This window comes from Pseudocitrobacter cyperus, assembly GCF_039889165.1.
Taxonomy (GTDB): domain Bacteria; phylum Pseudomonadota; class Gammaproteobacteria; order Enterobacterales; family Enterobacteriaceae; genus Pseudocitrobacter; species Pseudocitrobacter cyperus.
The window spans coordinates 983,521-1,007,084 of the sequence record NZ_JAYMYY010000001.1 but is presented as its reverse complement, the minus strand read 5'-3'; the positions used below and the strand labels follow the sequence as shown (position 1 = coordinate 1,007,084).

Here is a 23,564-nt window from a genome sequence, read left to right as displayed (position 1 = left end):
ATCCAACCTTGTGGGTTACTGTATGAATATACAGTACTACCACTGTCATTAAAGATCAACCTCATTTTCTGAAAGCTACTCGCAAATTCGCACATCAAATGCCCGTAATGATAAATACACCTTGCCGTGCTGACGGAAGTTTCATATGTTGCTAATTACAGGATTCATTAACGCTTTTAATGCTTCTAAGGCGATGATTAGTAAGGATTAATCGTGAAAAAAATATCATATAAACGGATTTATCAATCTCAGGAATGCCTTTCACCTTTGGGCGTCATTCGCGCCCGCCCCCTGTTTGGCGGTTACAGTCTGACCGTTGATGATGCGATCTTCGCCATGGTGGCGGAGGGAGAACTCTATCTGAGGGCCTGCGAAGATACGGTGCCATATCAGGTGCAACATAATGCGAAACTCCTGACTCTGCAGAAGCGCAGCGGCCCGCACCAGCTTAACTACTTTAAGGTTGATGCGCGGCTTTGGCGGGATCAAAAAACGTTGTTGAAGTTAAGTTCCCTGTCGCTACAGGATGCAAAGCGGGAGAAAAACAGGCGGCATAATCTCAACCGCCTCAGGGATCTGCCTAATATCTCCTTTCAGATGGAACTGCTGTTGAGGGATGCCGGGGTGAAAAGCGTCAATGATTTGCGGCGTATGGGGGCGAAAACGGTATGGTTGAAACTACGACAGCTACGCGAAAATTTGAGCACCAGCGTGATTCTTTCACTTGAGGGCGCGCTGACGGGAGTCCACGCTGCTGCGTTGCCGTTAGACAGGCGTCAGGAGTTGATTGACTGGGCAAGCGCGTTGAACAACCCGCCTGCCGCAGTAGATTAGGCGAGCACCCGCTGTTGCAGCCGGCAAAGTTCGGGTAACAGGGAGATGAGCAGGCCGATTTGTTGCAGTACCAACGGTTCTTTACTGTCCGGTCGCGGCTCCAGATGGTGGATGCGTTCCGCAAGGCCGGCCAGGGCATGCTGGACGCGTTCTTCATCCGCAGGCAGGTGATGGAAGGCGTCGTCAACATAACATACGGCATCATCCAGTAGCGCCAGAATATCCGGGTTAGTCAGTTTTTCACGGTGCGCACCCAGCGCCGAGATGTAACTGGTCAGCGTATGGTTAAGACACAACAGGCGGAAAGCGGTTTCCCGCATCTCGGCACTGACGTTGGGCTCCGTTGTCATGTTCGAAACCACGGAGGCCAGCTCAGCATCACGACTGTGCGCATCGCGGCGGGCTACACGGTATGCCAGCCGGTTATCACGCCCCTGATGATATTGCTCAAGAATAGCGTCCAGATAACGACAGTTGGCATCGACGGCGCGCGCTAACACGCGAGGCAGGTTGCGAAACTTCCAGTCAGGCCAGATAAAACTGACGGCAAACCAGGCTATCCCGCAGCCAATCAGGGTATCGATTATCCGCGGCAATGCCACTTCAAACCCTTCCCCAAGCAGGTTAAAGCACAGCAGTACCAGCAGCGTGATGAACATTGTCGCGTGGGCATACTGCACATTACGAAAAGCAAAGAACAGCACACCGGTTACGACGATCAGCGCCAGTTGCCCTTCCAGCGACGGCACCAGCAGTAACACAGGAATGCCTAATGCAACGCCCACCAGAGTACCGATAATACGCAGCGCCAGGCGGTGGCGAGTGGCGTTGTAGTTCGGCTGACAGACAAACAGACTGGTGAGCAAGATCCAGTAGCCGTGGTTCAGGCCGGTAAACTGAATGAAGGCATAGCCAGCGCAAAGAACCAGCGACATTCGCACCGCATGGCGGAACAGGGCAGATTCCGGCGACATATTCATACTCAGCCGCAGACGAATATCACTGATGCCATGCAGGCTGTCATCGGCCAGCAGGTTCTCCGTCTCGCTCTGCGCCTGTGACTGTAACTGTTCCGATTCAATGGTGGCCAGTTGTGCGTCAATTGCCCGCAGGTTGTTCAGTAAAAAACCCAGCGCTTTCATCTGTTCCGGTGAAGCGCCGCTTGCGCGCACGCGTTCCAGCGCGGCATCCAGATGCGTAAAGGCGCGCTCAAAGCGATTATCATGCTGATAGGGGACACGCAGCAAAATGGCTTTCGATAACTGTTGGCAGGCCTGAGACTGCATTGAGAGCATGCGCTGAAAACGGAACATCACATCGCTGTAGCGGAAATTGTCGCGCAGAGTTTGATATTGAATGTGCGATGAACTGGCGCGTTCGTGGATATCCTGGGCGACAAAATAGTAGTGCAACGTGCGGCGTGTTCCGCGCTGCCCACGGTCACCGCGCAGTCGGGTCAGCAGGGAGGCTTTTGTCTGGTTCAGGGTGGCAATCAGTTTTCCGTTCGCCAGCGCCAGTTCATACAGCGGTGCCTGGTTTTCATCTTCAATATCCGGGTCGAAGAGGCGCGATTTCAGTTCGAGATAGTGCGCCAACTGCTCGTAGCTGCGCGCAAGGTTGTCCTGCAGCGGGCGAATCGGGAAAATCAGATGGCCGGTGAGCGTCAGCAGGTTATACCAGACTGCCCCGGCGATAAGCAGAACCGGCTGCTGATACCAGTGGGAATAGAGCGAGACGCCCAGCATGGTATAGATAGCGATAAGCAGCGCGCCGAAGGCGATAGTGGCATAACGCTGCCCCAGCCCGCCCAGCAAAATAAAGCCGGTGGTGGAGATAGTCAGGCCCAGCGCAAACAGCCATGGCCAGGGGAAAAGCAACTCGACGGATGCCGACGCAATAAAGAAGCAGATAAGCGTAATGACAAGGTTACGCAAACGCCCTGCCAGACGATCGTCGAGGTCGGTAAGCGCCGCAGCAACGACGCCCAGGGTTAATGGAATGGTCAGCTTCGAATCGCCCAGCCACCACGGCAGTGCCGTGGTACCGCACAGGGCGATGAAGATCCTGACGTTATAGAGCCAGGTGCTGTTCCATGTATAGCGACGTAGCAAGGGACTTAACATAAAGAGAATCAGCCCCGGTTACTGGAAACGACGACGCGCATTGGCTTCACGCGCGGCGCGAGCCACTTCAACCGGCACGACGCGACGCCCCACGGGCCAGAGCGCAATGGCGGCAATTTTAAAGTTGGCGATGCCAACCGGGATACCGATGATGCTGATGCATTGCGCGATACCGACCGCGATATGCGATAAGCACAGCCACCAGCCAAACAGCACCAGCCAGACTATGTTCAGCACGGTACCGCCAGCATTCAGCACGCTGTTTTTCGATTGCGGCTCCAGTTCATCAACGTGTACCGCCTCGTTGCCGTATGGGATCAGCGACAGTTTGGTTATCTCCCAGCAGGAACGGGTGAGCGGCAGAGTGATAATAAAAATGATGCTGAAGAACGTTGCTACCAGCCAACCGAAGGTTGTGGCAAAACCACCTAATACAAAATTTAAAATATTCAGAACGGTACGCATAAATCCTCTGTGCGGCCTGTGAATAATAAGTGCGGGTAATTGTAACGTTTTTTTGCGCTGGAGCACCTATTCTCTGGCGGTTACACTGTGTGATATTGAAAAAGTCAGGATTCGGCGAGAGATGGAATTAAAAGCGACAACGTTGGGCAAGCGCATGGCGCAGCATCCATACGATCGCGTTGAGCTTCTCAACGCGGGCGTTAAGGTGTCGGGTGAGCATCATGAATATCTCATTCCTTTTAATCAGTTGCTTTCAATTAACTGTAAGCGCGGGCTGGTGTGGGGCGAGCTGGAATTTGTGCTGCCGGAAGATAAAGTTGTCCGTCTACACGGCACTGAATGGGGTGAAACCCAGCGTTTCCATCGCCACTTAATCGCCAACTGGCAGGCCTGGAGCCAGGAGATGAGCGAGATTTCCGCAGGCGTACTGCAACAGTTGCTGGCGGAAATAGCCGCGAATAATGATGCGGAGAAATGGCTTACGCGCCAGCAAACAGCGGATATTCGTCAGCGGATCCTTCATGCACTGGAAGGCTTACCGGTTCCCGTCAGCCGGCTCGACAGTTTTGACAACTGTCGCGACGCCTGGCAGCAATGCAAAGCCTGGATGAATGATGTGGAAGCCAGTCGCCAGGCGCATAACCAGCGCTATACCGAAACAATGCTGGAACAGTACGCCGATTTCTTCGAGCAGATCGAATCCTCACCGTTAAACGGCTCCCAGGCGCGAGCGGTGGTTAATGGTGAACGCTCGCTGCTGGTGCTGGCAGGCGCTGGTAGTGGTAAAACTTCCGTTCTGGTAGCGCGCGCGGGCTGGCTCCTTGCGCGGGGCGAAGCGGCAGCAGAGCAAATCTTACTGCTGGCGTTTGGGCGCAAGGCGGCACAGGAGATGGATGAGCGTATTCAGGAGCGCCTGCATACGGATGCGATTTCCGCGCGGACTTTCCACTCGCTGGCGCTGCATATTATCCAGCAGGGTAGCAAAAAGGTACCGGTGGTCAGCAAGCTGGAAAGTGATACCACGGCTCGCTACAAGCTTTTTACTGATTGCTGGCAACAGCAGTGCAAAGAGAAAAACGCCCAGGCCAAGGGCTGGCGCTTATGGTTACAGGAAGAGATGGGCTGGGAAGTTGGTGAAGACGCTTTCTGGAATGATGCGAAGATCCTCAAGCGAATGGGTAGCCGCCTTGATCGCTGGGTCAGCCTGATGCGCATGCATGGCGGTTCGCAGGCGGAGATGATCGAAAATGCGCCGGAAGAGGTGCGTGACCTCTTCAGTAAGCGCGTTAAGCTGATGGCTCCGTTGCTGAAAGCCTGGAAAACGGCATTGAAAGATGAGAATGCCGTCGATTTCTCCGGCCTGATCCATCAGGCGATTAACGTGCTGGAGAAGGGGCGTTTTGTCAGCCCCTGGAAGCATATTCTGGTCGATGAGTTTCAGGATATCTCGCCACAGCGCGCAGCTCTGCTGGCAGCGCTGCGTAAGCAAAACTCACAAACGACACTCTTTGCCGTGGGCGATGACTGGCAGGCTATCTACCGCTTCAGCGGGGCGCAACTGTCGCTTACTACGGCCTTCAGTCACTATTTCGGTGAGGGCGACAACTGTGCGCTGGATACCACCTATCGCTTTAATGGTCGCATCGGGCAGATCGCTAATCGGTTTATCCAGCAAAACCCGCATCAGTTGCACAAGCCGCTGAACAGCCTGACGGCGGGTGATAAAAAAGCAGTAACCTTATTACCGGACGATCAACTCGATGCGCTGTTTGACAAGCTGAGCGGTTACGTCACGCCGGAACAACGTATTCTGGTGCTGGCGCGTTATCACCACCTGAAACCTGCCGCGCTGGAAAAAGCCGCCACGCGCTGGCCAAAGCTGAATATCGATTTTATGACCGTGCATGCCAGTAAAGGTCAGCAGGCGGATTACGTGATTGTGCTGGGTTTGCAGGAGGGGCAGGATGGTTTCCCGGCACCGGCGAGGGAGTCCATCATGGAGCAGGCGTTGCTGCCGGAGCCAGAGGATTTTGTCGATGCTGAAGAACGCCGTTTGCTCTATGTAGCGATAACGCGCGCTCGTCACCGCGTGTGGCTGCTGTTCAATAAAGAGGAGCCGTCGCCGTTTGTTGAGATCCTGAAACATCTGGATGTGCCGGTGGCGCGCAAGCCCTGAAAAATAAACCCGGCGTGATAGCCGGGTTGATGAATTATCTCAGACGATCTGCCAGATACCGCTGATAATCCGGAATCAAAATATCCACCGGGTCGCTGAAATGCGGCGACTGGATAATAAGATCCGCCGTTGAGGCGTTGGTGGCGACCGGAATATTCCAGACGGTTGCCAGGCGCAGCAGCGCTTTGACGTCCGGATCGTGTGGCACGGCGTTCAGCGGATCCCAGAAGAAAATCAGCACATCAATTTTCCCTTCAGAGATCAACGCGCCGACCTGCTGATCGCCGCCCATCGGGCCGCTGAGCAAGGCGTTGACTTCCAGGCCTGTAGCGCGCGCCACCAGGTTCCCGGTGGTACCGGTCGCCGACAGCGAGTGCTGAGCCAACACGGCTTTATGGCGATCGACCCATTTCATAAGCATATCTTTGCAGTGGTCGTGGGCAACCAGCGCAATGTGTTTGCGCGCAGGCAGCGTGCGAGTGGTGAGTTCCATAGCGTTGTATCCTGAACAATAAATGCAGACAGATTACTGGATGCGAATACTGCTGCAAGCTTTACGGGTAAAAAATATGATGAGTGGCGAAATTGCCGACAGCGTGAGCGTTAATCGCAGCTCTTCTGAGATTGGCGTACACTGAGAAAAAGGCCAGGAGAAAAAATGATGACTGAAAGTGATATCGCAGACATTTTGACCACCACACGTACCATTGCGCTGGTGGGCGCGAGCGACAAGCCGGATCGTCCAAGCTATCGGGTGATGAAGTATTTATTGGATCAGGGCTACCGCGTGATACCGGTCTCGCCAAAAGTAGCGGGTAAAGAACTCCTGGGTCAGAAGGGCTATGCGACGCTTGCGGACGTACCGGAAAAAATCGATATGGTGGATGTTTTCCGTAATTCAGAAGCAGCGTGGGGCGTGGCGCAGGAAGCGGTAGCCATAGGGGCAAAGGTACTGTGGTTACAGTTGGGCGTGATTAACGAACAGGCGGCCGTGCTGGCGCGCAATGCGGGGCTGAGCGTGGTGATGGATCGTTGTCCGGCAATTGAAATCCCGCGTCTTGGGCTGGCGAAATAAGAAAAACCCCGCAGCTCGGGGTTTTGTTTTTTCGGGGGGTTAGTTACGCAGTCGCGGCGCCTGAAGCTGTTGGCGAATGGTGCGCGCCAGTTCATCCATCGAGGGTTGCTCAGGATGCTCTTCGCTTGGTTCACCGCTAAGTTGAGCTTCAGCCAGGTAGGTATGAACTGGCTGGCCGTCTTCATCTTCCATGACCACGTGATACCACGGCAGCATACGCAGTTCGTCGTTTGCCGCCAGTTCATCGGGCTCTGGTTCATCAAGTGAGTATTCCGGGTCGATATCGACAATCACGCCCAGATACCCTAACAAGGAATGACGAACCTGTTGGCCGATACCGAATTTGCTGGCAATCATAGTCACCTCCCGGGAAACATTAACTCCATACAATATGAGGTCGTTGTTTCGCTTTTCAAGTTACATGACGCGACAGGCAAACCCTTTCAGATACAGTCCTTCGGGATAGGTTGCGATCACCGGGTGATCGGCCGCCTGACGGAACTGCTCTATAAATTGTACATCACGACCGGCATCTATTGCGGCATCCGCGATGATTTTCTGGAATAAATCTGTCGTCATCAGACCGGAACAGGAGAAGGTCAGCAGCACGCCGCCCGGATTCAGCAACTGGATGGCCAGCATGTTGATATCTTTATAGCCGCGGCAGGCCCCCTGAAGCTGGCTTTTGTTCTCAACGAACTTTGGCGGATCCATTACGATGACATCGAATTTCTCGCCCTGATCGCGATATTTGCGCAGCAGTTTGAACACGTCATCCCGCACGAACTCAGCTTTGCTGAGATCAAGGTTGTTCAGCTCGACGTTCTGTTTTGCCACATCCAGTGCTTCCTGCGAGGTATCGACGCTGGTCACCTGGCGGCAGCCGCCCATCAGTGCAGAGACCGCAAAACCGCCGGTATAAGAGAAGCAGTTGAGGACGCGCTTGTCCGCGACATAACGGCGCGTCGCCAGGCGGCTGTCGCGCTGGTCGAGGTAGTATCCGGTTTTGTGACCGTGCTGGATATCCACCAGCAGCTTCATACCGTGCTCCTGAATTGGCAGCAGGGCTGGCGGCAGTTCACCGGTCACCGGGCCTTGCGTCAGTTCCATGCCTTCTTTTTTACGCACGGCGACGTCGCTGCGGTCATAAATGGCGCATTCCGGATACAACGTTTGCAGGGCGCTAATTAACGCTGCACGCTGGTATTCCGCCCCGGCGCTCAGCAGTTGCAGCACGAGGAAATTGCCAAAGCGGTCGATAGTCACACCCGGCAAACCGTCGGATTCGCCGGCAATCAGACGATAGCTATCGAGGCCATCCTGCTGCGCCAGCCAGTCGCGCCACTGTTGCGCCTGCTGTAGACGACGGACAAAGAAGTCGATATCGATGGTTTCATTTTCATCAAACGTCCAGACGCGCGCGCGGATTTGCGATTCCGGCGAGTAAGCACCACGGGCTAACCACTTCCCTTTGTTGTCGACGATATCAATGGTTTCACCGAGGTTGGCTTTGCCTTCCATACGGGCAACGGCCCCGGAAAAGACCCAGGGATGGCGGCGGAGTAAGGATTTCTCACGCCCTTTGGTTAACACTAAACGTACGCTCATAGATAATTATTCTGGCTATTCGATGGGAAGGGCTGCATTTTCCCGACTTCGCCGTCCAATTGCAATGAACAAGGCGATATTGCGGCTCCTGCTACGGTAAAGCGTCGGGGAAATGCCATAATAAACAGAACGACAGGGAACGAGAGGAGGGTAAAAATGGCGTCAATGTGCACAATTGCCTGGGTCTATGGCATGGTTCAGGGGGTTGGCTTTCGCTACAGTACTCAGCGTGAAGCGTTGCGTTTAGGGCTGAAAGGTTATGCGCGTAATCTGGACGATGGCAGCGTGGAAGTGGTCGCCTGCGGCGAAGAGGCGCAGGTAGAAGCGTTGCTGGCGTGGCTTAAGGCTGGAGGGCCGCGCAGCGCCAGGGTTGACCGGGTTCTCACTGAACCCCACCAACCCCGGCAGGCGTGGGATAATTTTAGTATCCGCTATTAAATACACTTCACCGGTTTAGGCAGGCCAGCAATTTTGGTTGCTTGCTTCGCCGGGCCTTTCGGGAACAGGCGATAGAGGTAACGGCTGTTGCCTTTCTCTTCCCCAAATTTATTGGCCATTGCCTTCACCAGCATGCGGATCGCCGGGGAAGTATTAAATTCCAGGTAGAAGTCGCGCACAAATCGCACCACTTCCCAGTGTTCCGGGCTCAGTTCGATGCCTTCTCCGGCTGCGATGACCACGGCCATACCTTCGCTCCACAGGGTAGAGTCTTTCAGATAACCGTCGTTATCGGTCTCAATTTCATGCTCTTCGTAAATCAACATAATTTTTCACACGTCATACAAACGGCGGGCAGTGTAGCAAAAAAAAAGGCCCCGCATAAGCGAGGCCTTGTGGCGTTAAGTCTACGTTAGTCGCGGCTGGCGAAGCCCAGAATGCTCAACAGGCTAACAAAGATGTTGTACAGAGAGACATACAGGCTGACGGTTGCACGGATGTAGTTGGTTTCCCCGCCGTGAATGATATTGCTGGTCTCATACAGGATGGCGCCTGAAGAGATCAGGATAAACACCGCGCTGATCGCCAGATGCAGCGCTGGCAGTTGCAGGAAGATGTTGGCAACCATACCGATCAGCACCACGACGATACCCGCCATCAGCATACCGCCAAGGAAGGACATATCTTTGCGGGTGGTCAGCACGTAGGCTGAACAGCAGAAGAAGACCAGTGCGGTGCCGCCCAGCGCCATGCCAATCACATCGCCCATTCCGGCAGAAAGATACGCGTTAAGGATGGGGCCCAGGATATAACCGAGGAAGCCAGTAAACGCGAACGCGGACAGAATACCAACCGGTTTGTCAGCAGTTTTGTAGGTCAGGAACATCAGACCGTACATCCCCACCAGCGTCAGGATCAGGCCCGGAGACGGCAACATCAGCACGGTGCTGGCCGTTGCGGTGATCGCCGAAAACGCCAGCGTCAGGCTGAGCATGAAATAGGTATTACGCAGGACTTTATGTGTGCTCAGCAGGGACGAGCGGTCACGCGATGAAGTAATTATGCGATCCATGATTCACTCTCTTTTAATGGATAGTAATAGTGGAACAGCATAAGAAAAGCCTGTCATAACCCCTAATCCTTTTACCCATCTTTACTCAGTAGAAAGAGCGAGATCAACCTCTTATAGGTGGCTGAAATTGATTGCCTTATCCAGGAACCGGCGCTAAGAGTGGAGAGGGTCTCAACAATTAAAATAAGGCAAGGGAAATGAAACCACATCATCACAATCACATTACCCGCATCATGCTGGCGACAGGGCTTGTATGTCTCTCAACGGTAGTCAGCGCGGCGAATGTACCAGAAGGCACAGCGTTGGCAGAAAAACAGGAACTGGTGAGAAACAATGGCAGCGAGCCTGCCTCACTCGACCCGCACAAAGTAGAAAGCGATGTTGAGTTCAACATTATCAGCGATATGTTCGACGGGCTGGTGGCGGTAAAGCCAGACGGCACTATTGAACCCCGTCTGGCGGCATCGTGGGAGAATAACGGCAGTTGGATATTTCACCTGCGTGAAGGCATTACATGGTCAAACGGCACCCCGATTACCGCACAGGATATTGTCTGGAGCTGGCAGAGACTGGTCGATCCGAAAACGGCGTCACCCTATGCCAGCTACCTGGGAAGCATACATGTCGTGAACGCTTCCCTGATAGCAGAAGGGAAGAAGGCACCGGATTCGCTGGGTGTAAAAGCGCTCGACGATAAAACGCTGGAAATCACGTTGACGCAGCCCACCGCATCGTTTTTACCGATGCTGGCACACCCTTCGCTGGTGGCATTAGATAAGACGCTGATTACCCGTTTTGCTGAAAAGTGGACGAAGCCGGAACATTTTGTTAGCAGCGGCCCCTACACGCTCTCTGAATGGGTGGTGAACGAACGTATTGTTGGCAAACGCAATCCGCGTTACTGGGATGACAGCCATACGGTGATTAACAAGGTGACTTATCTGCCCATCGCGTCAGAAGCGGCGGATGTGAATCGCTATAAAGCCGGGGAAATAGATATCACGTCAACGGTGCCGATTAATCAGTTTGCCTTGTTGAAGAAAACGATGCCTGATCAGCTTAATGTTTCACCACATCTGGCAACCTACTACTATGAGTTCAACACCACGCGCGCGCCTTTCAACGATGCCCGGGTGCGCCGTGCGCTAAATATGGCGCTCGATAAAGAAATTATCGCAGAAAAAGTACTGGGGCAGGGGCAGCGTCCAGCCTGGCTCGTCAGCCAGCCGGAAATCGGTGGCATCGTACTGAAAAATCCGGAATACGCCAGTTGGCCGCGTGAGAAACGCATTAATGAGGCGAAAAAATTGCTGACTGAAGCCGGATTTGGCGTGAACCATCCACTGAGCTTCAACCTCCTTTATAACACCTCGGAATCCCATCAAAGGATTGCGATTGCGGCAGCTTCAATGTGGAAGAAAAACATTGGCGTCGAGGCTCGATTGCAGAACCAGGAGTGGAAAACCATGCTCGACACGAAGCACTCCGGTGAATTTGATGCGGTGCGTTATGCCTGGATTGCCGATTATGACGATGCCACTACGTTCCTTAATAACTTCCGTACCGGCGACAGCGGTAACACCAGCCGTTACAGCAATCCGGATTATGATAAGGCGCTAAGGGATGCAGCGATGGCCACCGACCTCGCCCAGCGTGGACGCGATTACCAGCGGGCGGAGGATCTCCTCGGGCAGGATGTTCCGGCGATCCCGCTTTATCATTACGTTCGTGCACACCTGGTGAAACCGTGGGTCGGTGGATTTACCCCCGACAGGCTGGGTTATTACTTCACCAAAGATATGTACATCAAAAAGCATTAAACAAAATAAGCGCGCTGTAAGTGTCGAAAAACTCGCCATTTTGTTGTAATTTCAGACGAATAACGCGTTTTTGACTGTTTTTCAGGCAAACGATCAAAATGGGGCTTTACAGGCCGGAGCGGGATGTTTATAGTGCGCCTCATTGGAAGCGTGGCCGAGCGGTTGAAGGCACCGGTCTTGAAAACCGGCGACCCGAAAGGGTTCTAGAGTTCGAATCTCTACGCTTCCGCCAAACACTAAACCCCAGACAAGAAATTGTCTGGGGTTTTTGCATTTTAGCGCTTACCTGCGCTTTCCCTGCCATATCACAAGATCTGCCTGGCCTCCTGTTTGCAGATCCCAGGCTACCTGACATAAATACCACCCGCGTGCTTTCATTCTTTTCTCATCAGGCATTAATTAGCCAGGGGTTAATTAACAAGCCAGAGTTGCGCGTTAACTTATTTCAGCCGTTCACAGCGCCACGAAAAACTAAACATGAATCGGTAGTGCATATTTAACTGGCCGGGTTTTAGTCTTATGGCAAAGCTTTATAAATTTCATTTATTAATAGCGGCAGCCTTCTTGACATTGAAGAAGATGAAGGGGATTCATAATATATGAGAGTAATAGACCTCGGCTGGTAACAGGATAATAGTAAAGCGGTGAAACCTTTCACTGGCGTTATTAACTCCCTGCGGCAGCACGTAAAGTGCGGCAAATTTCTAAACAGCACTTTTTGCATGGTGAAACGTTAAGGCATTCCGCGGGTTGTCAACTAAACTGATACAGTGAGTATCCTGAATTGATGTTGTAAGGTTATTCTGAAGGAATAGAATGCGCGTGTAAAAAGTAGTGTTATCTCATCGTTGATGATGCCTTTTTACAGGGAATGGCGCTCAGAAGCATCTGAAGCCGTCATCACATAAGTCAGTAAAGAAAAATTTGTAATTTTTTGTTCTATCAAGGAAAAAGTCATGCAGTACTTATCGCTGGACAAATATAAAAATGGTGGTTTATTGGTTGCTCGTATTCTACTGGCAATCCTTTTTGTGTTATTTGGCTGGCAGAAGATGATGGGTTTTGAAGGCACCGTAGGCTATATGACCGCCGTTGGTGCGCCACTACCGCAGCTTTCCGCAATTATTGCTATCGTCGTTGAGTTGGTGTTTGGGTTACTTATTGTGGCTGGTTATTTTACCCGTCCGCTGGCGCTGCTTCTGGCCGTCTACACCGTCGTAACCGCATTTATTGGCCACCCTTACTGGACGATGAGCGGAATGGATCAGTACATGGCAATGACCAATTTCTTTAAAAACGTCAGCATCTGCGGTGGGTTCTTGTTGTTGGCATTTACCGGGCCAGGCAGCTACTCTCTCGACCGCAAATAATTACCGCATTGATGGTCTATCATTGATGCAATAATAAAACACCTTCGTGCCGAAAGACTGGCTGAAAGGTTAACGACCCGTATTGCCATTCGAACAGCATTGTTGGAATGGTAATATCTATTTTGATTTCAGTCGGTTTTTCTTATTCGGTAGCGTGTTCAAATTAATTGAAGGGATGTGACAATGTCGAGCGAGAAAACGAACAGTTCGCGACGCGACTTTCTGGTCAAGTCGATGACTTTAATTCCTGCGGTAGTGGTTGGCGGCAGTAGCGTCGGCGCCCTGGGGATGGTTGAAAATGCCGTCGCCGCAGAGAATAAAGCAAACGCCGTTACAGATAATGGTGAGTGGACGCCGCTTTTTTTTAATACGGAAGAGTGGGCGTTTGTTAAGGCGGCGGTTGCGCGGCTTATCCCGGCGGATGAACGGGGGCCTGGCGCGCTGGAGGCCGGAGTGCCGGAATTTATTGACCGGCAGATGAATACCCCTTATGCAACGGGTTCTATCTGGTATATGCAGGGGCCGTTTAACCCGGATGTCCCGAAAGAGATGGGTTATCAACTGCCGCTGGTACCAAAACAAATCTATAACCTGGGCATCGTGGAAGCCAATGAGTGGTGTCGTCAGCAGTACGGTAAACCGTTTGCTGAACTGGATACCGCAAAACAGGATGCCGTACTGAGTCAATTTGAATCGGGCTCCGCCAGCTTCAAACAGCTTCCCGCCTCACTTTTCTTCTCTTACTTACTCCAGAACACCCGCGAAGGGTTCTTCAGCGACCCCATCCACGGCGGCAATAAAGGCATGGTGGGCTGGACGTTGATTAATTTTCCTGGCGCACGCGCCGACTTTATGGACTGGGTTGAACGGGGCGAGCGTTACCCCTTCCCGCCGGTATCAATTAATGGGGAGAGGGCATAACAATGGCTACCGTAATGAAAAAAACCGATGCGGTGATTGTCGGTTTTGGTTGGGTTGGCGCCATCATGGCCAAAGAACTGACCGAAGCTGGATTAAACGTGGTTGCGCTGGAGCGTGGCCCGATGCGCGATACCTGGCCGGATGGCGCATACCCGCAGGTTATCGACGAACTGACTTATAATATTCGCCGCAAGCTGTTTCAGGATCTCTCCAAAAGTACCGTCACCATTCGTCACAACACCACCCAGACGGCGGTTCCGTATCGCCAGCTAGCGGCATTTCTGCCGGGCACGGGCGTCGGTGGCGCAGGGTTACACTGGTCAGGCGTGCATTTCCGCGTCGATCCTGTTGAATTGCAGATGCGCAGCCACTATGAAGAACGCTACGGCAAGAATTTCATCCCGCAGGACATGATCATTCAGGACTTCGGCGTTACTTACGATGAGCTTGAACCGTTCTTCGATAAAGCCGAAAAAGTGTTCGGCACGTCGGGCACCGCCTGGTCGGTGAAAGGCAAAGTGGTCGGGAAAGATCGTGGTGGCAACCCGTTTGCCCCGGATCGTTCAGATGACTTCCCGCTGCCAGCGCAAAAAAATACCTGGTCCGCGCAACTGTTCGAGAAAGCGGCGCGTGAAGTGGGTTATCACCCGTATAACCTGCCGTCGGCGAACACCTCAGACTCTTATACCAACACCTACGGCGCGCAGATGGGGCCGTGCAACTTCTGCGGATTCTGTAGCGGCTACGCCTGCTATATGTACTCCAAAGCTTCGCCGAACGTGAATATTCTGCCTGCGCTGCGGATGGAAAAACGCTTCGAACTGCGTACCAATTCCAACGTACTGAAGGTTAATCTGACCGATGATAAAACCCGTGCGACAGGCGTGACCTATGTGGACGCGCAGGGGCGTGAAGTGGAACAGCCGGCCGATCTGGTGATTGTAGGCGCATTCCAGTTCCATAACGTTCACCTGATGCTGCTGTCGGGGATCGGTAAACCGTACAATCCTGAAACCGGTGAAGGTGTGGTCGGGCGTAACTTCGCTTACCAGAACATGACCACGATTAAAGCCATCTTTGATAAAGATACCTTCACCAACCCGTTTATCGGGGCGGGCGGCAACGGCGTCGGCATTGATGATTTCAACGCCGATAACTTTGACCACGGCGCGGTCGGTTTTGTTGGCGGTTCCCCGTTCTGGGTAAACCAGGCGGGTACCAAACCGATTTCAGGCCTGCCTGTGCCTCCTGGCACGCCGGCGTGGGGGAGCAAATGGAAAGCCGCGGTGGCGGATACCTATACGCACCACCTGTCGATGGATGCCCACGGCGCGCATCAGTCCTACCGCCAGAACTATCTTGACCTCGATCCTAACTACAAAAACATCTACGGCCAGCCGCTGCTGCGTATGACGTTTGACTGGCAGGAAAACGATATCAAGATGGCGCAGTTCATGTACGACAAAATGGCGCCTATCGCCAAAGCGATGAATCCAAAATATATGTTAGGCAGCCCGAAAAACGCCAACAGCCATTTCGATACCACCAGTTACCAGACCACCCACATGAACGGCGGGGCGGTGATGGGCGAGGATCCGAAAACCAGTGCGGTGAACCGCTATCTGCAAAGCTGGGATGTGCACAACGTGTTTGTCATTGGCGCATCCGCCTTCCCGCAGGGGCTGGGTTATAACCCAACAGGGACGGTTGCCGCGCTGGCGTACTGGTCAGCAAAAGCTATCCGTGAACAGTATCTGAGAAACCCAGGCCCACTGGTGCAGGCATAAGGAAGGCAACGATGAAAATTCAACTCTTATCGGCGCTGGTGCTGGGGGCGCTGAGCTTTACAAGCTTTGCGCAGGATGCGTCAACCGACAGTAATCTTATTCGCCAGGGGGAGTACCTGGCGCGGGCAGGCGACTGCGTAGCCTGTCATACCAACGGTAAAGAAGGGAAGCCGTTTGCCGGCGGCCTGCCAATGGAAACCCCAATTGGCACTATTTACTCGACCAATATTACCCCGGACAAAAAGAACGGTATTGGTAATTACACCTTTGAAGAGTTTGACGATGCGGTTCGCAAGGGCGTGCGCAAAGATGGCTCAACGCTTTACCCGGCGATGCCGTTCCCGTCTTTTGCCCGAGTAAGCGAAGCGGACATGCGCGCGATGTACGCCTACTTTATGCATGGCGTTGAACCTCAGGCAGGGCCGAACCGCGATTCCGATATTCCATGGCCGCTCTCCATGCGCTGGCCGCTCTCCATCTGGCGTTTGATGTTTGCGCCAGCGCCGAAAGACTTTGTGGTGAACCCGCAGGCCGATCCGGTGCTGGAACGTGGGCGTTATCTGGTAGAAGGGCTCGGTCACTGCGGTGCCTGCCATACTCCGCGCAGCCTGACGATGCAGGAAAAAGCCCTGAGCGAGAGTGAAGGCGACAACTATCTCTCCGGCAGCAACAGCCCAATCGACGGCTGGGTGGCCTCCAGTCTGCGTGGTGAAAACCGTGAGGGTCTGGGAACCTGGAGCGAAGCGGAACTGGCGGAATTTCTGAAAACCGGGCGTAACGATAAGTCCGTGGTCTTTGGCGGGATGAGTGATGTTGTTGAGCACAGTCTGCAATATCTCTCCGATGACGACATTATGGCGATTTCCCGTTACCTGAAATCTCTGCCGCCGCGCGAGGGTAAGCAGACGCCTGCGCCGGTTGAAGACAGCGTGGCAAAAGATTTGTGGAAAGGGAATGACAGCAAACCTGGCGCATCACTGTATGTGGATAACTGCGCGGCCTGTCACCGTACCGATGGTGTGGGATACAAACGTGCATTCCCGTCGCTGAAAGGCAACCCGGTGGTGCAGACGGAAGATGCGACCTCGCTTATTCACATCATCCTGACCGGTAGCACCACTCCGGCGGTGAAAGGCGCTGTTTCCAACCTGACCATGCCGTCGTTTGGCTGGCGTCTGGACGATCAGCAGGTTGCGGATGTGACCAACTTTATCCGCACCAGTTGGGGCAATAACGCGTTACCTGTAACGGCTTCTGATGTGGCGAAAGTGCGTAAATCGCTTTCTCATGACGAAAAAGCAATGGGCAACGCCGATATCTCTAAACTACCGACGCCGTAACGGATACACGGGGAGCGTTGCTCCCCGTTAAAGGGTTTTTCATGCTGCACGCAAATCAATTGACCTGCGTCTACGAGGAACGGGTGCTATTTGAGTCACTCTCTTTTACGGTGCAAGCCGGGGAGGTGGTGCAGATAGCGGGCGCGAACGGTTCAGGTAAAACCTCTCTGCTGCGTCTGTTAACCGGTCTGACACAGCCCGAAAGCGGCAGTGTGTGCTGGCACGGCGAACGGCTTTCCCGCGTGCGCGACAGCTTTCACCAGCAACTGCTGTGGATTGGGCACAAACCCGGGGTTAAAGCCACGCTGAGCGCTGAGGAGAATCTGCGCTTTTTCTATCCTCAGTCAGCGCTTCAGGCGAGGGAAGCGGCGCTTGCGGCCGTAGGCCTTGCGGGATATGAAGACTTACCGCTATTTCAACTGTCGGCAGGGCAGCAGCGGCGTAGCGCACTGGCGCGCCTGTGGCTTAGTGAGGCGACGCTGTGGATCCTCGACGAGCCCCTGGCGGCGCTTGATGTCGCGGCGATTGAAACCTTGACCCGGCAACTGGAAAAACACGTACAGGCGGGAGGCAGCGTGGTGCTGACCACGCACCAGCCGCTGCGGGCACTGAACTGCCCGTTACGCGTTGTCACGCTTTGCGACGGGGAGGCCTGTCTCCCATGATACGCACAATTTTTGTTTGCGAACTGCGTCTGGCGTGGCGGCGGGGAGCCGACATTCTTAATCCACTGTGGTTTTTCCTGATTGTCATCACTCTCTTTCCTTTCAGCGTCGGGCCGGAAAGCGCGCTGCTGGCGCAAATCGCGCCCGGCGTTATCTGGGTGGCGGCGCTACTGGCTTCGCTGCTGGTGATGGATCGCTTATTTCGCGATGACCTGCTGGATGGTTCGCTGGAACAGCAACTGCTGCTGCCGACGCCGCTGTCAGGCGTGGTGATGGCGAAAGTGCTGGCGCACTGGATGATGACCGGGCTGCCTCTGTTGCTGGTTTCACCGCTGGCGGCACTGTTGCTCGGCATGAGTGGGCACAGCGCCGGCGTTTTGTTTCTCACGCTTCTGCTTGGCACGCCGACATTGAGTTTTATCGGCGCGGTCGGCGCGGCGCTGACGGTCGGCCTGAAACGCGGCGGTGTCCTGCTTAGTTTGCTGGTATTGCCTCTCTCCGTGCCGATGCTGATTTTTGCTTCCGCCGCCTGTGAAGCCGCGGCCGCCGGCCTGCCCGTCGACGGCTATCTCGCGGTGCTGGGCGCATTTCTGGCGGGGAGCGCAACGCTCGCTCCATTCGCGACTGCCGCCGCATTGCGGCTTTCCGTATAACGGGCCTGTTTTCACCTGGATGAGCAATTTTATGTGGAAATCATTACATCAACTGGCGATACCGGAGCGGCTGTATACCCTCTGTGGTCGCTGGCTTCCGTGGCTGGCAACGCTCAGCGCGCTCCTGCTGATTATCGGGCTGGGGTGGGGATTTATCTACGCGCCTGCGGATTATCAGCAGGGCGAAAGCTACCGCATTATGTACGTGCACGTTCCGGCCGCGATGTGGTCAATGGCGATTTACGCCATTATGGCGGCTGCGGCTTTCGCAGGCCTGGTCTGGCAGATGAAAATGGCCGACTTAACGCTTATCGCACTGGCGCCGATTGGGGCAGGCTACACGCTTATTGCCCTGATAACTGGCTCCGCCTGGGGCAAACCGATGTGGGGCACCTGGTGGATTTGGGATGCGCGCCTGACGTCTGAACTGGTGCTGCTGTTCTTATACGCCGGGATTATTGCGCTGTGGAACGCATTTGATGATCGGCGTCTGGCCGGGCGAGCCGCGGGGATCCTGGCGCTGGTGGGCGTCGTTAATCTGCCGATTATTCACTATTCGGTATTGTGGTGGAACACGCTACATCAGGGCTCAACCAACATGCAACAGACCATTGATATCAGCATGCGCATGCCGCTACGGTTCGCCATTCTCGGCTTTCTTTGCCTGTTTATCACCTTAACGTTATTGCGCCTGCGTAACCTGATCCTCTGGCAGGAACGTCGTCGTCCGTGGGTGGCGATGCTTGCCAATAAAGGAGATGTGCAATGACGCCCGCGTTTTCTTCTTTCGCCGCGTTTCTGTCGATGGGGGGTTACGCCCTCTATGTCTGGCTGTCGGTCGCAACGACGCTGGTTGTACTGTTGGGGCTGGTCGGCCATTCCCTGTGGCAGCATAAATCGCTGTTACAGGCTGTTCGCCGTCAACAGCGCCGCGAGCAACGCCTACGCGGTGCGCGCGAACGCATGAACAAGGAGCAGGTTGATGCACGCACGCCGTAAAACTCGCCTTTATCTGGCTCTGGCCGTACTGGCGGGAGTGGGGCTGGCTGTTACTCTGGTGCTCTATGCGCTGAGCAGCAACATCGACCTGTTTTATACGCCGGGGGAAATTCTGTACGGCAAAAATGAAACCCACGAAAAGCCGCATAATGGTCAGCGACTGCGCGTTGGAGGATATGTCGAGCCGGGTAGCATCAAGCGTAATGAGAAAACGCTGGATGTCACTTTCCGCCTGTACGATGCGCGCGGCGCAGTCTCGGTGAGCTATAACGGTATCCTGCCGGATCTGTTCCGCGAAGGGCAGGGGGCGGTAGCGCAGGGCGTACTTGACGGCGATCGGCATGTTACGGCGCAACAGGTCTTAGCGAAGCACGATGAAAACTATACGCCGCCGGAAATCCATAATGCGATGAGCACCACATCGCCTGAGCAAAAGGAACATCGCCAATGATGCCGGAACTGGGCAACTTTTTACTCTGCCTGGCGCTGGGGCTTGCGCTGGGGCTTGCGATTTACCCGCTTTGGGGCGCTTACCGCCAAAGCCGCTGGCTGATGGCGCTGGCGCGTCCGTTAAGCTGGGCGCTGTTTTTCGCCATTCTTGCGGCGTTCCTGGTGCTGGTGCACGCGTTCGTGGTCAATGATTTCACGGTTCGCTATGTGGCGGACAACTCGAACGTCGCGCTGCCTGTCTGGTATCGCGTCGCCGCCACCTGGGGAGCGCACGAAGGCTCGCTGCTGCTGTGGGTGTTATTAATGAGCGGCTGGACTTTTGCCGTTGCGCTGTTCAGCCGCCGAATGCCGCTGGATGCGGTTGCGCGCGTGCTGTCGGTGATGGGGATGGTAAGCGCCGGTTTCCTGCTGTTTATTCTGTTTACCTCTAACCCGTTTACTCGCGGGCTGCCGGACTATCCGATTGATGGGCGGGATCTCAACCCGCTGTTACAGGATATCGGGATGATCTTCCATCCGCCGTTGCTCTATATGGGCTACGTCGGTTTCTCGGTTGCCTTCGCCTTTGCGATTGCCTCGTTGCTTGCCGGAAGGCTGGATACCGCCTGGGCCCGCTGGTCGCGCCCGTGGACGCAGGCTGCGTGGATATTCCTGACCATGGGCATCGTGCTGGGCTCGGCGTGGGCTTACTACGAACTGGGCTGGGGCGGCTGGTGGTTCTGGGATCCGGTCGAAAACGCCTCGTTTATGCCGTGGCTGGTCGGTACCGCGCTGATGCACTCGCTGGCGGTCACTGAAAAACGCGGGAGCTTCCGTGCCTGGACGGTTCTGCTGGCAATCAGCGCCTTCTCGCTATGCCTGATGGGGACATTCCTGGTGCGTTCCGGTGTACTGGTGTCGGTACATGCGTTCGCTTCCGATCCCGCGCGCGGGATGTTTATTCTGGCGCTGCTGGTGCTGGTTATCGGCGGCTCGCTGCTGCTGTACGCCCTCAAAGGCGGCAGCGTGCGGGCACGCGTTGAACATACTCTATGGTCGAGGGAATCCTTCCTGCTGGGCAATAACATTTTACTTATTGCCGCCATGCTGGTGGTTCTTCTCGGCACGCTGTTGCCGCTGGTGCATAAAGAGCTGGGGCTGGGCAGCATCTCTATCGGCGAGCCATTCTTCAATACTCTCTTTACCGTGCTGATGGCGCCATTCGCTCTGCTGCTGGGCATTGGCCCTTTGGTGCGCTGGCGTCGCGATGATGCGAAGAAGCAAATTAAACGGCTGGTGATTTCTCTGGTGCTGACGTTAGTGCTGGCCATTGTGCTTCCGTGGCTGTTACAGGATCGCATTGCCGCGATGACGGTCATCGGCCTGATGATGGCGCTGTGGGTGTTTATTTTTGTGCTGATAGAACTGCATGAACGCGCGACCCATCGCCATGGTTTCTGGGTCGGCCTGACGAAACTCTCGCGCAGCCAGTGGGGAATGGTGTTGGGGCATATCGGCGTGGCCGTCACCGTCACCGGCATCGCATTCAGCCAGAGCTACAGCGTGGAGCGCGATGTACGCATGAAAGCGGGAGATAGCATTGATATTCACCAGTATCACTTCGTTTTCAATGGCGTTCGCGACATAGTTGGCCCCAACTGGTTTGGCGGTGAAGGGATTATTCAGGTGACTCACCATGGGCGTCCGGAAGCTACGCTGTATGCGGAAAAACGCTTTTATAGCGCCAGCCGTATGATGATGACGGAAGCGGCTATCGACGGTGGGTTAACGCGCGATCTGTATGCGGCGCTGGGTGAAGAACTCGACGACGGAAGCTGGGCGGTACGCCTCTATTACAAGCCGTTTGTCCGCTGGATCTGGTACGGCGGTGTGTTAATGGCGCTGGGCGGTTTGTGCTGCATGCTCGACCCGCGCTATCGGATGCGGAAAAAGAGTCTGGAGGTGAATCATGACGCGTAAGATCCTGTTTCTGCCGCTGATTCTGTTTCTGGCGCTGGTCATCGCGCTACTCTGGCAGTTGATGCGTAACGCGGAGGGCGACGACCCAACCAGACTTGAGTCGGCGTTGATCGGAAAGCCGGTTCCGGCCTTTCGTCTGGAAGCGTTAAACAAACCCGGCGAGTTGTACGACCGTTCGGTGCTGATCAGCGGTAAGCCGTTGTTACTCAACGTCTGGGCGACCTGGTGTCCGACTTGTCGCGCTGAACATCAGTTTCTGAATCAACTCTCCGGGCAGGGCGTGAGAGTGGTGGGGATGAATTACAAAGACGACAGGCGCAAAGCCGTCGACTGGCTTAATCAGCTCGGTAATCCCTATTCGCTCAGCCTGTTTGACGGCAACGGTATGTTGGGGCTTGATCTTGGCGTTTACGGCGCGCCGGAGACCTTCCTGATTGACGGGGGCGGGGTGGTGCGCTGGCGTCACGCTGGCGCGCTGGACGAACGCGTCTGGCGTGAACAACTGGAACCGCTCTGGCGGCAGTACAGCCAGGGAGCGTCATCATGAAACGCTGGATACTCGGGATCATGGCGCTGATGCTGGCCTGCAACGCGCTGGCGGCCATTGAGACCTGGCAGTTTAAAGATGATGCCCAGGAGCAGACGTTTCGCGATATCACCGCCCAGTTGCGCTGCCCGAAATGTCAGAACAACAGCGTAGCGGATTCCAACGCCATGATCGCCGCCGATATGCGGCAAAAGGTGTATGAACTGCTCCAGCAGGGGCAGAGCAAACAGCAGATTATGGACTATATGGTGGCGCGCTACGGCAATTTTGTCAGCTATGAACCGCCGGTGACACCCGGTACGCTGGCGCTGTGGCTGTTACCGGCGCTATTTGTTGCGGTGGGCGCAACGGTTGTGGTCTTGCGCGCACGACGCCGTGACGCAAGCGATGACGAACTCAGTGATGAAGAGCGAGCGCGGCTGGCGGCGCTACTGGAAAAAGAGAAAGAGATATGACCCTGTTTTTAATTGTGGTGGCGCTGCTGCTGGCGAGCGCTATCGGGCTGCTTTTCTTTCCCTGGGCTACACGCGATGACGTCGGACATGATGCCCTGAATCGCGCGTTTTATCACGCCCGTCTTCAGGAGATTGAGCAGGGCGATCCTCAGGAGCGTGATGCGATGGTGGTGGAGCTACAACGCACGTTGTTATCTGATACCCCGGCGGCGGTTCCAACGGCATATCGTCCCCAGAGTCGCTGGCTGCTGCTGCCCGGCGCGCTGGCGCTGGTGGTGATCAGCGTCGGGGTTTTCCTCAAAACCAGTAATCTCAGTGAAGTGAATACGCTACGTCTGGCGCAGAACGAATTTCCGACGCTGTTGCAACGTGTGCTCAACCCGGCGGAACGTCCGCTGCGTATGGATGAAGTTGAGCAACTGGGGCTGGGGTTGCGCAGCCACCTGCAAACTTTTCCTGACGATCTGGACGCCTGGCGTCTGCTGGGTCGCCTTGGCATGGTGCTGAACAATGGCGATATGGCGATGGGCGCGTTCGCTAAAGCAAGTCAGTTAGCACCAGAAAGCGCGGCAATCGCGCTGGATTATGCCGGGGCCTTGATTTGTACCGGCGATGAAAGCGCAGTCCGCCAGGGGGAAATGAAACTGCATGATCTGCTAAAAAAATATCCCGAAAATCTGCGCACCGCCGCAATGAGTCAGGGCCAGCCGGTGCTTAATCTACTGGAAAACAGAGGGACACGCTGCGACATGATGGCACGCCATCTGGCGCAATAGCATTTACAATAAATTGATGTGTAATACAGAT

25 protein-coding genes and 1 tRNA gene are annotated in these 23,564 nt (G+C 54.7%); 19 read left to right on the top strand and 7 right to left on the bottom strand.

Annotated elements, in window-relative coordinates; all coding sequences use genetic code 11:
* Nucleotides 1-213 precede the first annotated feature (213 nt).
* Nucleotides 214-834 (top strand): TfoX/Sxy family DNA transformation protein, encoded by a 621-nt coding sequence (locus VSR74_RS04970; RefSeq protein WP_347793684.1) that lies wholly within the window; start codon nucleotides 214-216, stop codon nucleotides 832-834.
* Here VSR74_RS04970 and yccS read toward each other — a convergent pair.
* Together yccS and VSR74_RS04960 are read right to left on the bottom strand one after the other, a co-directional pair.
* The gene (gene yccS, locus VSR74_RS04965) at nucleotides 831-2,957 is read right to left on the bottom strand and encodes a YccS family putative transporter (RefSeq protein WP_347793683.1); all 2,127 of its coding nucleotides are present in this window, start codon (nucleotides 2,955-2,957) and stop codon (nucleotides 831-833) included. The genes VSR74_RS04970 and yccS overlap by 4 nt on opposite strands.
* An 18-nt stretch (nucleotides 2,958-2,975) precedes the next feature.
* Nucleotides 2,976-3,422 carry a YccF domain-containing protein gene (locus VSR74_RS04960; protein ID WP_347793682.1) on the bottom strand — a complete coding sequence of 149 codons (447 nt, stop codon included), beginning with the start codon at nucleotides 3,420-3,422 and terminating at the stop codon, nucleotides 2,976-2,978.
* A 121-nt stretch (nucleotides 3,423-3,543) separates the two neighbouring features.
* Here VSR74_RS04960 and helD point away from each other — a divergent pair, with 121 nt between their 5' ends.
* Nucleotides 3,544-5,598 (top strand): DNA helicase IV, encoded by a 2,055-nt coding sequence (gene helD, locus VSR74_RS04955; RefSeq protein WP_347793681.1) that lies wholly within the window; start codon nucleotides 3,544-3,546, stop codon nucleotides 5,596-5,598.
* 34 nt (nucleotides 5,599-5,632) lie between these two features.
* Here the strand turns inward: helD and mgsA are convergent, their stop codons facing one another.
* The gene (gene mgsA, locus VSR74_RS04950) at nucleotides 5,633-6,091 is read right to left on the bottom strand and encodes a methylglyoxal synthase (RefSeq protein WP_347793680.1); all 459 of its coding nucleotides are present in this window, start codon (nucleotides 6,089-6,091) and stop codon (nucleotides 5,633-5,635) included.
* A 168-nt stretch (nucleotides 6,092-6,259) separates the two neighbouring features.
* On the opposite strand from mgsA, the gene VSR74_RS04945 reads away from it, so the two are divergent.
* Nucleotides 6,260-6,673 carry a CoA-binding protein gene (locus VSR74_RS04945; RefSeq protein ID WP_347794356.1) on the top strand — a complete coding sequence of 138 codons (414 nt, stop codon included), beginning with the start codon at nucleotides 6,260-6,262 and terminating at the stop codon, nucleotides 6,671-6,673.
* 39 nt (nucleotides 6,674-6,712) lie between these two features.
* On the opposite strand, the gene hspQ is transcribed toward VSR74_RS04945, so the two are convergent.
* Both hspQ and rlmI read right to left on the bottom strand, forming a co-directional pair.
* Nucleotides 6,713-7,030, bottom strand: a complete 318-nt coding sequence (gene hspQ / locus VSR74_RS04940; protein WP_347793679.1) for a heat shock protein HspQ — start codon at nucleotides 7,028-7,030, stop codon at nucleotides 6,713-6,715.
* 60 nt (nucleotides 7,031-7,090) lie between these two features.
* Entirely contained in the window at nucleotides 7,091-8,281 is a 1,191-nt protein-coding gene (gene rlmI, locus VSR74_RS04935; protein ID WP_347793678.1) for a 23S rRNA (cytosine(1962)-C(5))-methyltransferase RlmI, read from the bottom strand.
* A gap of 156 nt (nucleotides 8,282-8,437) precedes the next feature.
* Here rlmI and yccX point away from each other — a divergent pair, with 156 nt between their 5' ends.
* The gene (yccX, locus tag VSR74_RS04930) at nucleotides 8,438-8,719 is read left to right on the top strand and encodes an acylphosphatase (RefSeq protein ID WP_347793677.1); all 282 of its coding nucleotides are present in this window, start codon (nucleotides 8,438-8,440) and stop codon (nucleotides 8,717-8,719) included.
* Here yccX and tusE read toward each other — a convergent pair.
* Both tusE and yccA read right to left on the bottom strand, forming a co-directional pair.
* Complete coding sequence (gene tusE, locus VSR74_RS04925; RefSeq protein ID WP_347793676.1) at nucleotides 8,716-9,045, bottom strand: sulfurtransferase TusE; 330 nt, start codon at nucleotides 9,043-9,045, stop codon at nucleotides 8,716-8,718. The genes yccX and tusE overlap by 4 nt on opposite strands.
* A gap of 86 nt (nucleotides 9,046-9,131) precedes the next feature.
* Nucleotides 9,132-9,791 carry an FtsH protease modulator YccA gene (gene yccA, locus VSR74_RS04920; RefSeq protein WP_347793675.1) on the bottom strand — a complete coding sequence of 220 codons (660 nt, stop codon included), beginning with the start codon at nucleotides 9,789-9,791 and terminating at the stop codon, nucleotides 9,132-9,134.
* A gap of 197 nt (nucleotides 9,792-9,988) precedes the next feature.
* On the opposite strand from yccA, the gene VSR74_RS04915 reads away from it, so the two are divergent.
* The 15 genes from VSR74_RS04915 (at nucleotide 9,989) to ccmI (ending at nucleotide 23,533) form a co-directional block, all read left to right on the top strand.
* Nucleotides 9,989-11,611 (top strand): ABC transporter substrate-binding protein, encoded by a 1,623-nt coding sequence (locus VSR74_RS04915; protein WP_347793674.1) that lies wholly within the window; start codon nucleotides 9,989-9,991, stop codon nucleotides 11,609-11,611.
* A gap of 144 nt (nucleotides 11,612-11,755) precedes the next feature.
* Nucleotides 11,756-11,843 (top strand) — tRNA-Ser (locus VSR74_RS04910).
* Between the two features lie 724 nt (nucleotides 11,844-12,567).
* On the top strand, nucleotides 12,568-12,981 hold the full coding sequence (locus VSR74_RS04905; RefSeq protein WP_347793673.1) for a DoxX family protein: 414 nt from the start codon (nucleotides 12,568-12,570) through the stop codon (nucleotides 12,979-12,981).
* Between the two features lie 183 nt (nucleotides 12,982-13,164).
* Complete coding sequence (locus VSR74_RS04900) at nucleotides 13,165-13,902, top strand: gluconate 2-dehydrogenase subunit 3 family protein (protein WP_347793672.1); 738 nt, start codon at nucleotides 13,165-13,167, stop codon at nucleotides 13,900-13,902.
* A 2-nt stretch (nucleotides 13,903-13,904) separates the two neighbouring features.
* On the top strand, nucleotides 13,905-15,689 hold the full coding sequence (locus tag VSR74_RS04895; RefSeq protein WP_347793671.1) for a GMC family oxidoreductase: 1,785 nt from the start codon (nucleotides 13,905-13,907) through the stop codon (nucleotides 15,687-15,689).
* Between the two features lie 11 nt (nucleotides 15,690-15,700).
* Entirely contained in the window at nucleotides 15,701-17,029 is a 1,329-nt protein-coding gene (locus VSR74_RS04890; protein ID WP_347793670.1) for a c-type cytochrome, read from the top strand.
* A 41-nt stretch (nucleotides 17,030-17,070) separates the two neighbouring features.
* Entirely contained in the window at nucleotides 17,071-17,694 is a 624-nt protein-coding gene (gene ccmA / locus VSR74_RS04885; protein WP_347793669.1) for a cytochrome c biogenesis heme-transporting ATPase CcmA, read from the top strand.
* The gene (ccmB, locus tag VSR74_RS04880) at nucleotides 17,691-18,347 is read left to right on the top strand and encodes a heme exporter protein CcmB (RefSeq protein WP_347793668.1); all 657 of its coding nucleotides are present in this window, start codon (nucleotides 17,691-17,693) and stop codon (nucleotides 18,345-18,347) included. Before ccmA ends, ccmB begins: the two co-directional genes overlap by 4 nt.
* 31 nt (nucleotides 18,348-18,378) lie before the next feature.
* Nucleotides 18,379-19,116, top strand: a complete 738-nt coding sequence (locus tag VSR74_RS04875; RefSeq protein WP_347793667.1) for a heme ABC transporter permease — start codon at nucleotides 18,379-18,381, stop codon at nucleotides 19,114-19,116.
* Nucleotides 19,113-19,346, top strand: coding sequence for a heme exporter protein CcmD (gene ccmD, locus VSR74_RS04870; RefSeq protein ID WP_347793666.1), 234 nt, complete (start codon nucleotides 19,113-19,115; stop codon nucleotides 19,344-19,346). The genes VSR74_RS04875 and ccmD overlap by 4 nt, the downstream gene beginning before the upstream one ends.
* The gene (gene ccmE / locus VSR74_RS04865) at nucleotides 19,330-19,797 is read left to right on the top strand and encodes a cytochrome c maturation protein CcmE (RefSeq protein WP_347793665.1); all 468 of its coding nucleotides are present in this window, start codon (nucleotides 19,330-19,332) and stop codon (nucleotides 19,795-19,797) included. Before ccmD ends, ccmE begins: the two co-directional genes overlap by 17 nt.
* Nucleotides 19,794-21,755, top strand: coding sequence for a heme lyase CcmF/NrfE family subunit (locus VSR74_RS04860; RefSeq protein ID WP_347793664.1), 1,962 nt, complete (start codon nucleotides 19,794-19,796; stop codon nucleotides 21,753-21,755). The genes ccmE and VSR74_RS04860 overlap by 4 nt, the downstream gene beginning before the upstream one ends.
* Nucleotides 21,745-22,302 (top strand): DsbE family thiol:disulfide interchange protein, encoded by a 558-nt coding sequence (locus VSR74_RS04855; RefSeq protein ID WP_347793663.1) that lies wholly within the window; start codon nucleotides 21,745-21,747, stop codon nucleotides 22,300-22,302. The genes VSR74_RS04860 and VSR74_RS04855 overlap by 11 nt, the downstream gene beginning before the upstream one ends.
* Nucleotides 22,299-22,757 carry a cytochrome c-type biogenesis protein gene (locus VSR74_RS04850; RefSeq protein WP_347793662.1) on the top strand — a complete coding sequence of 153 codons (459 nt, stop codon included), beginning with the start codon at nucleotides 22,299-22,301 and terminating at the stop codon, nucleotides 22,755-22,757. Before VSR74_RS04855 ends, VSR74_RS04850 begins: the two co-directional genes overlap by 4 nt.
* Nucleotides 22,754-23,533: a c-type cytochrome biogenesis protein CcmI gene (ccmI, locus tag VSR74_RS04845; RefSeq protein WP_347793661.1), complete on the top strand. Its 780-nt coding sequence runs from the start codon at nucleotides 22,754-22,756 to the stop codon at nucleotides 23,531-23,533. Before VSR74_RS04850 ends, ccmI begins: the two co-directional genes overlap by 4 nt.
* Nucleotides 23,534-23,564 lie beyond the last annotated feature (31 nt).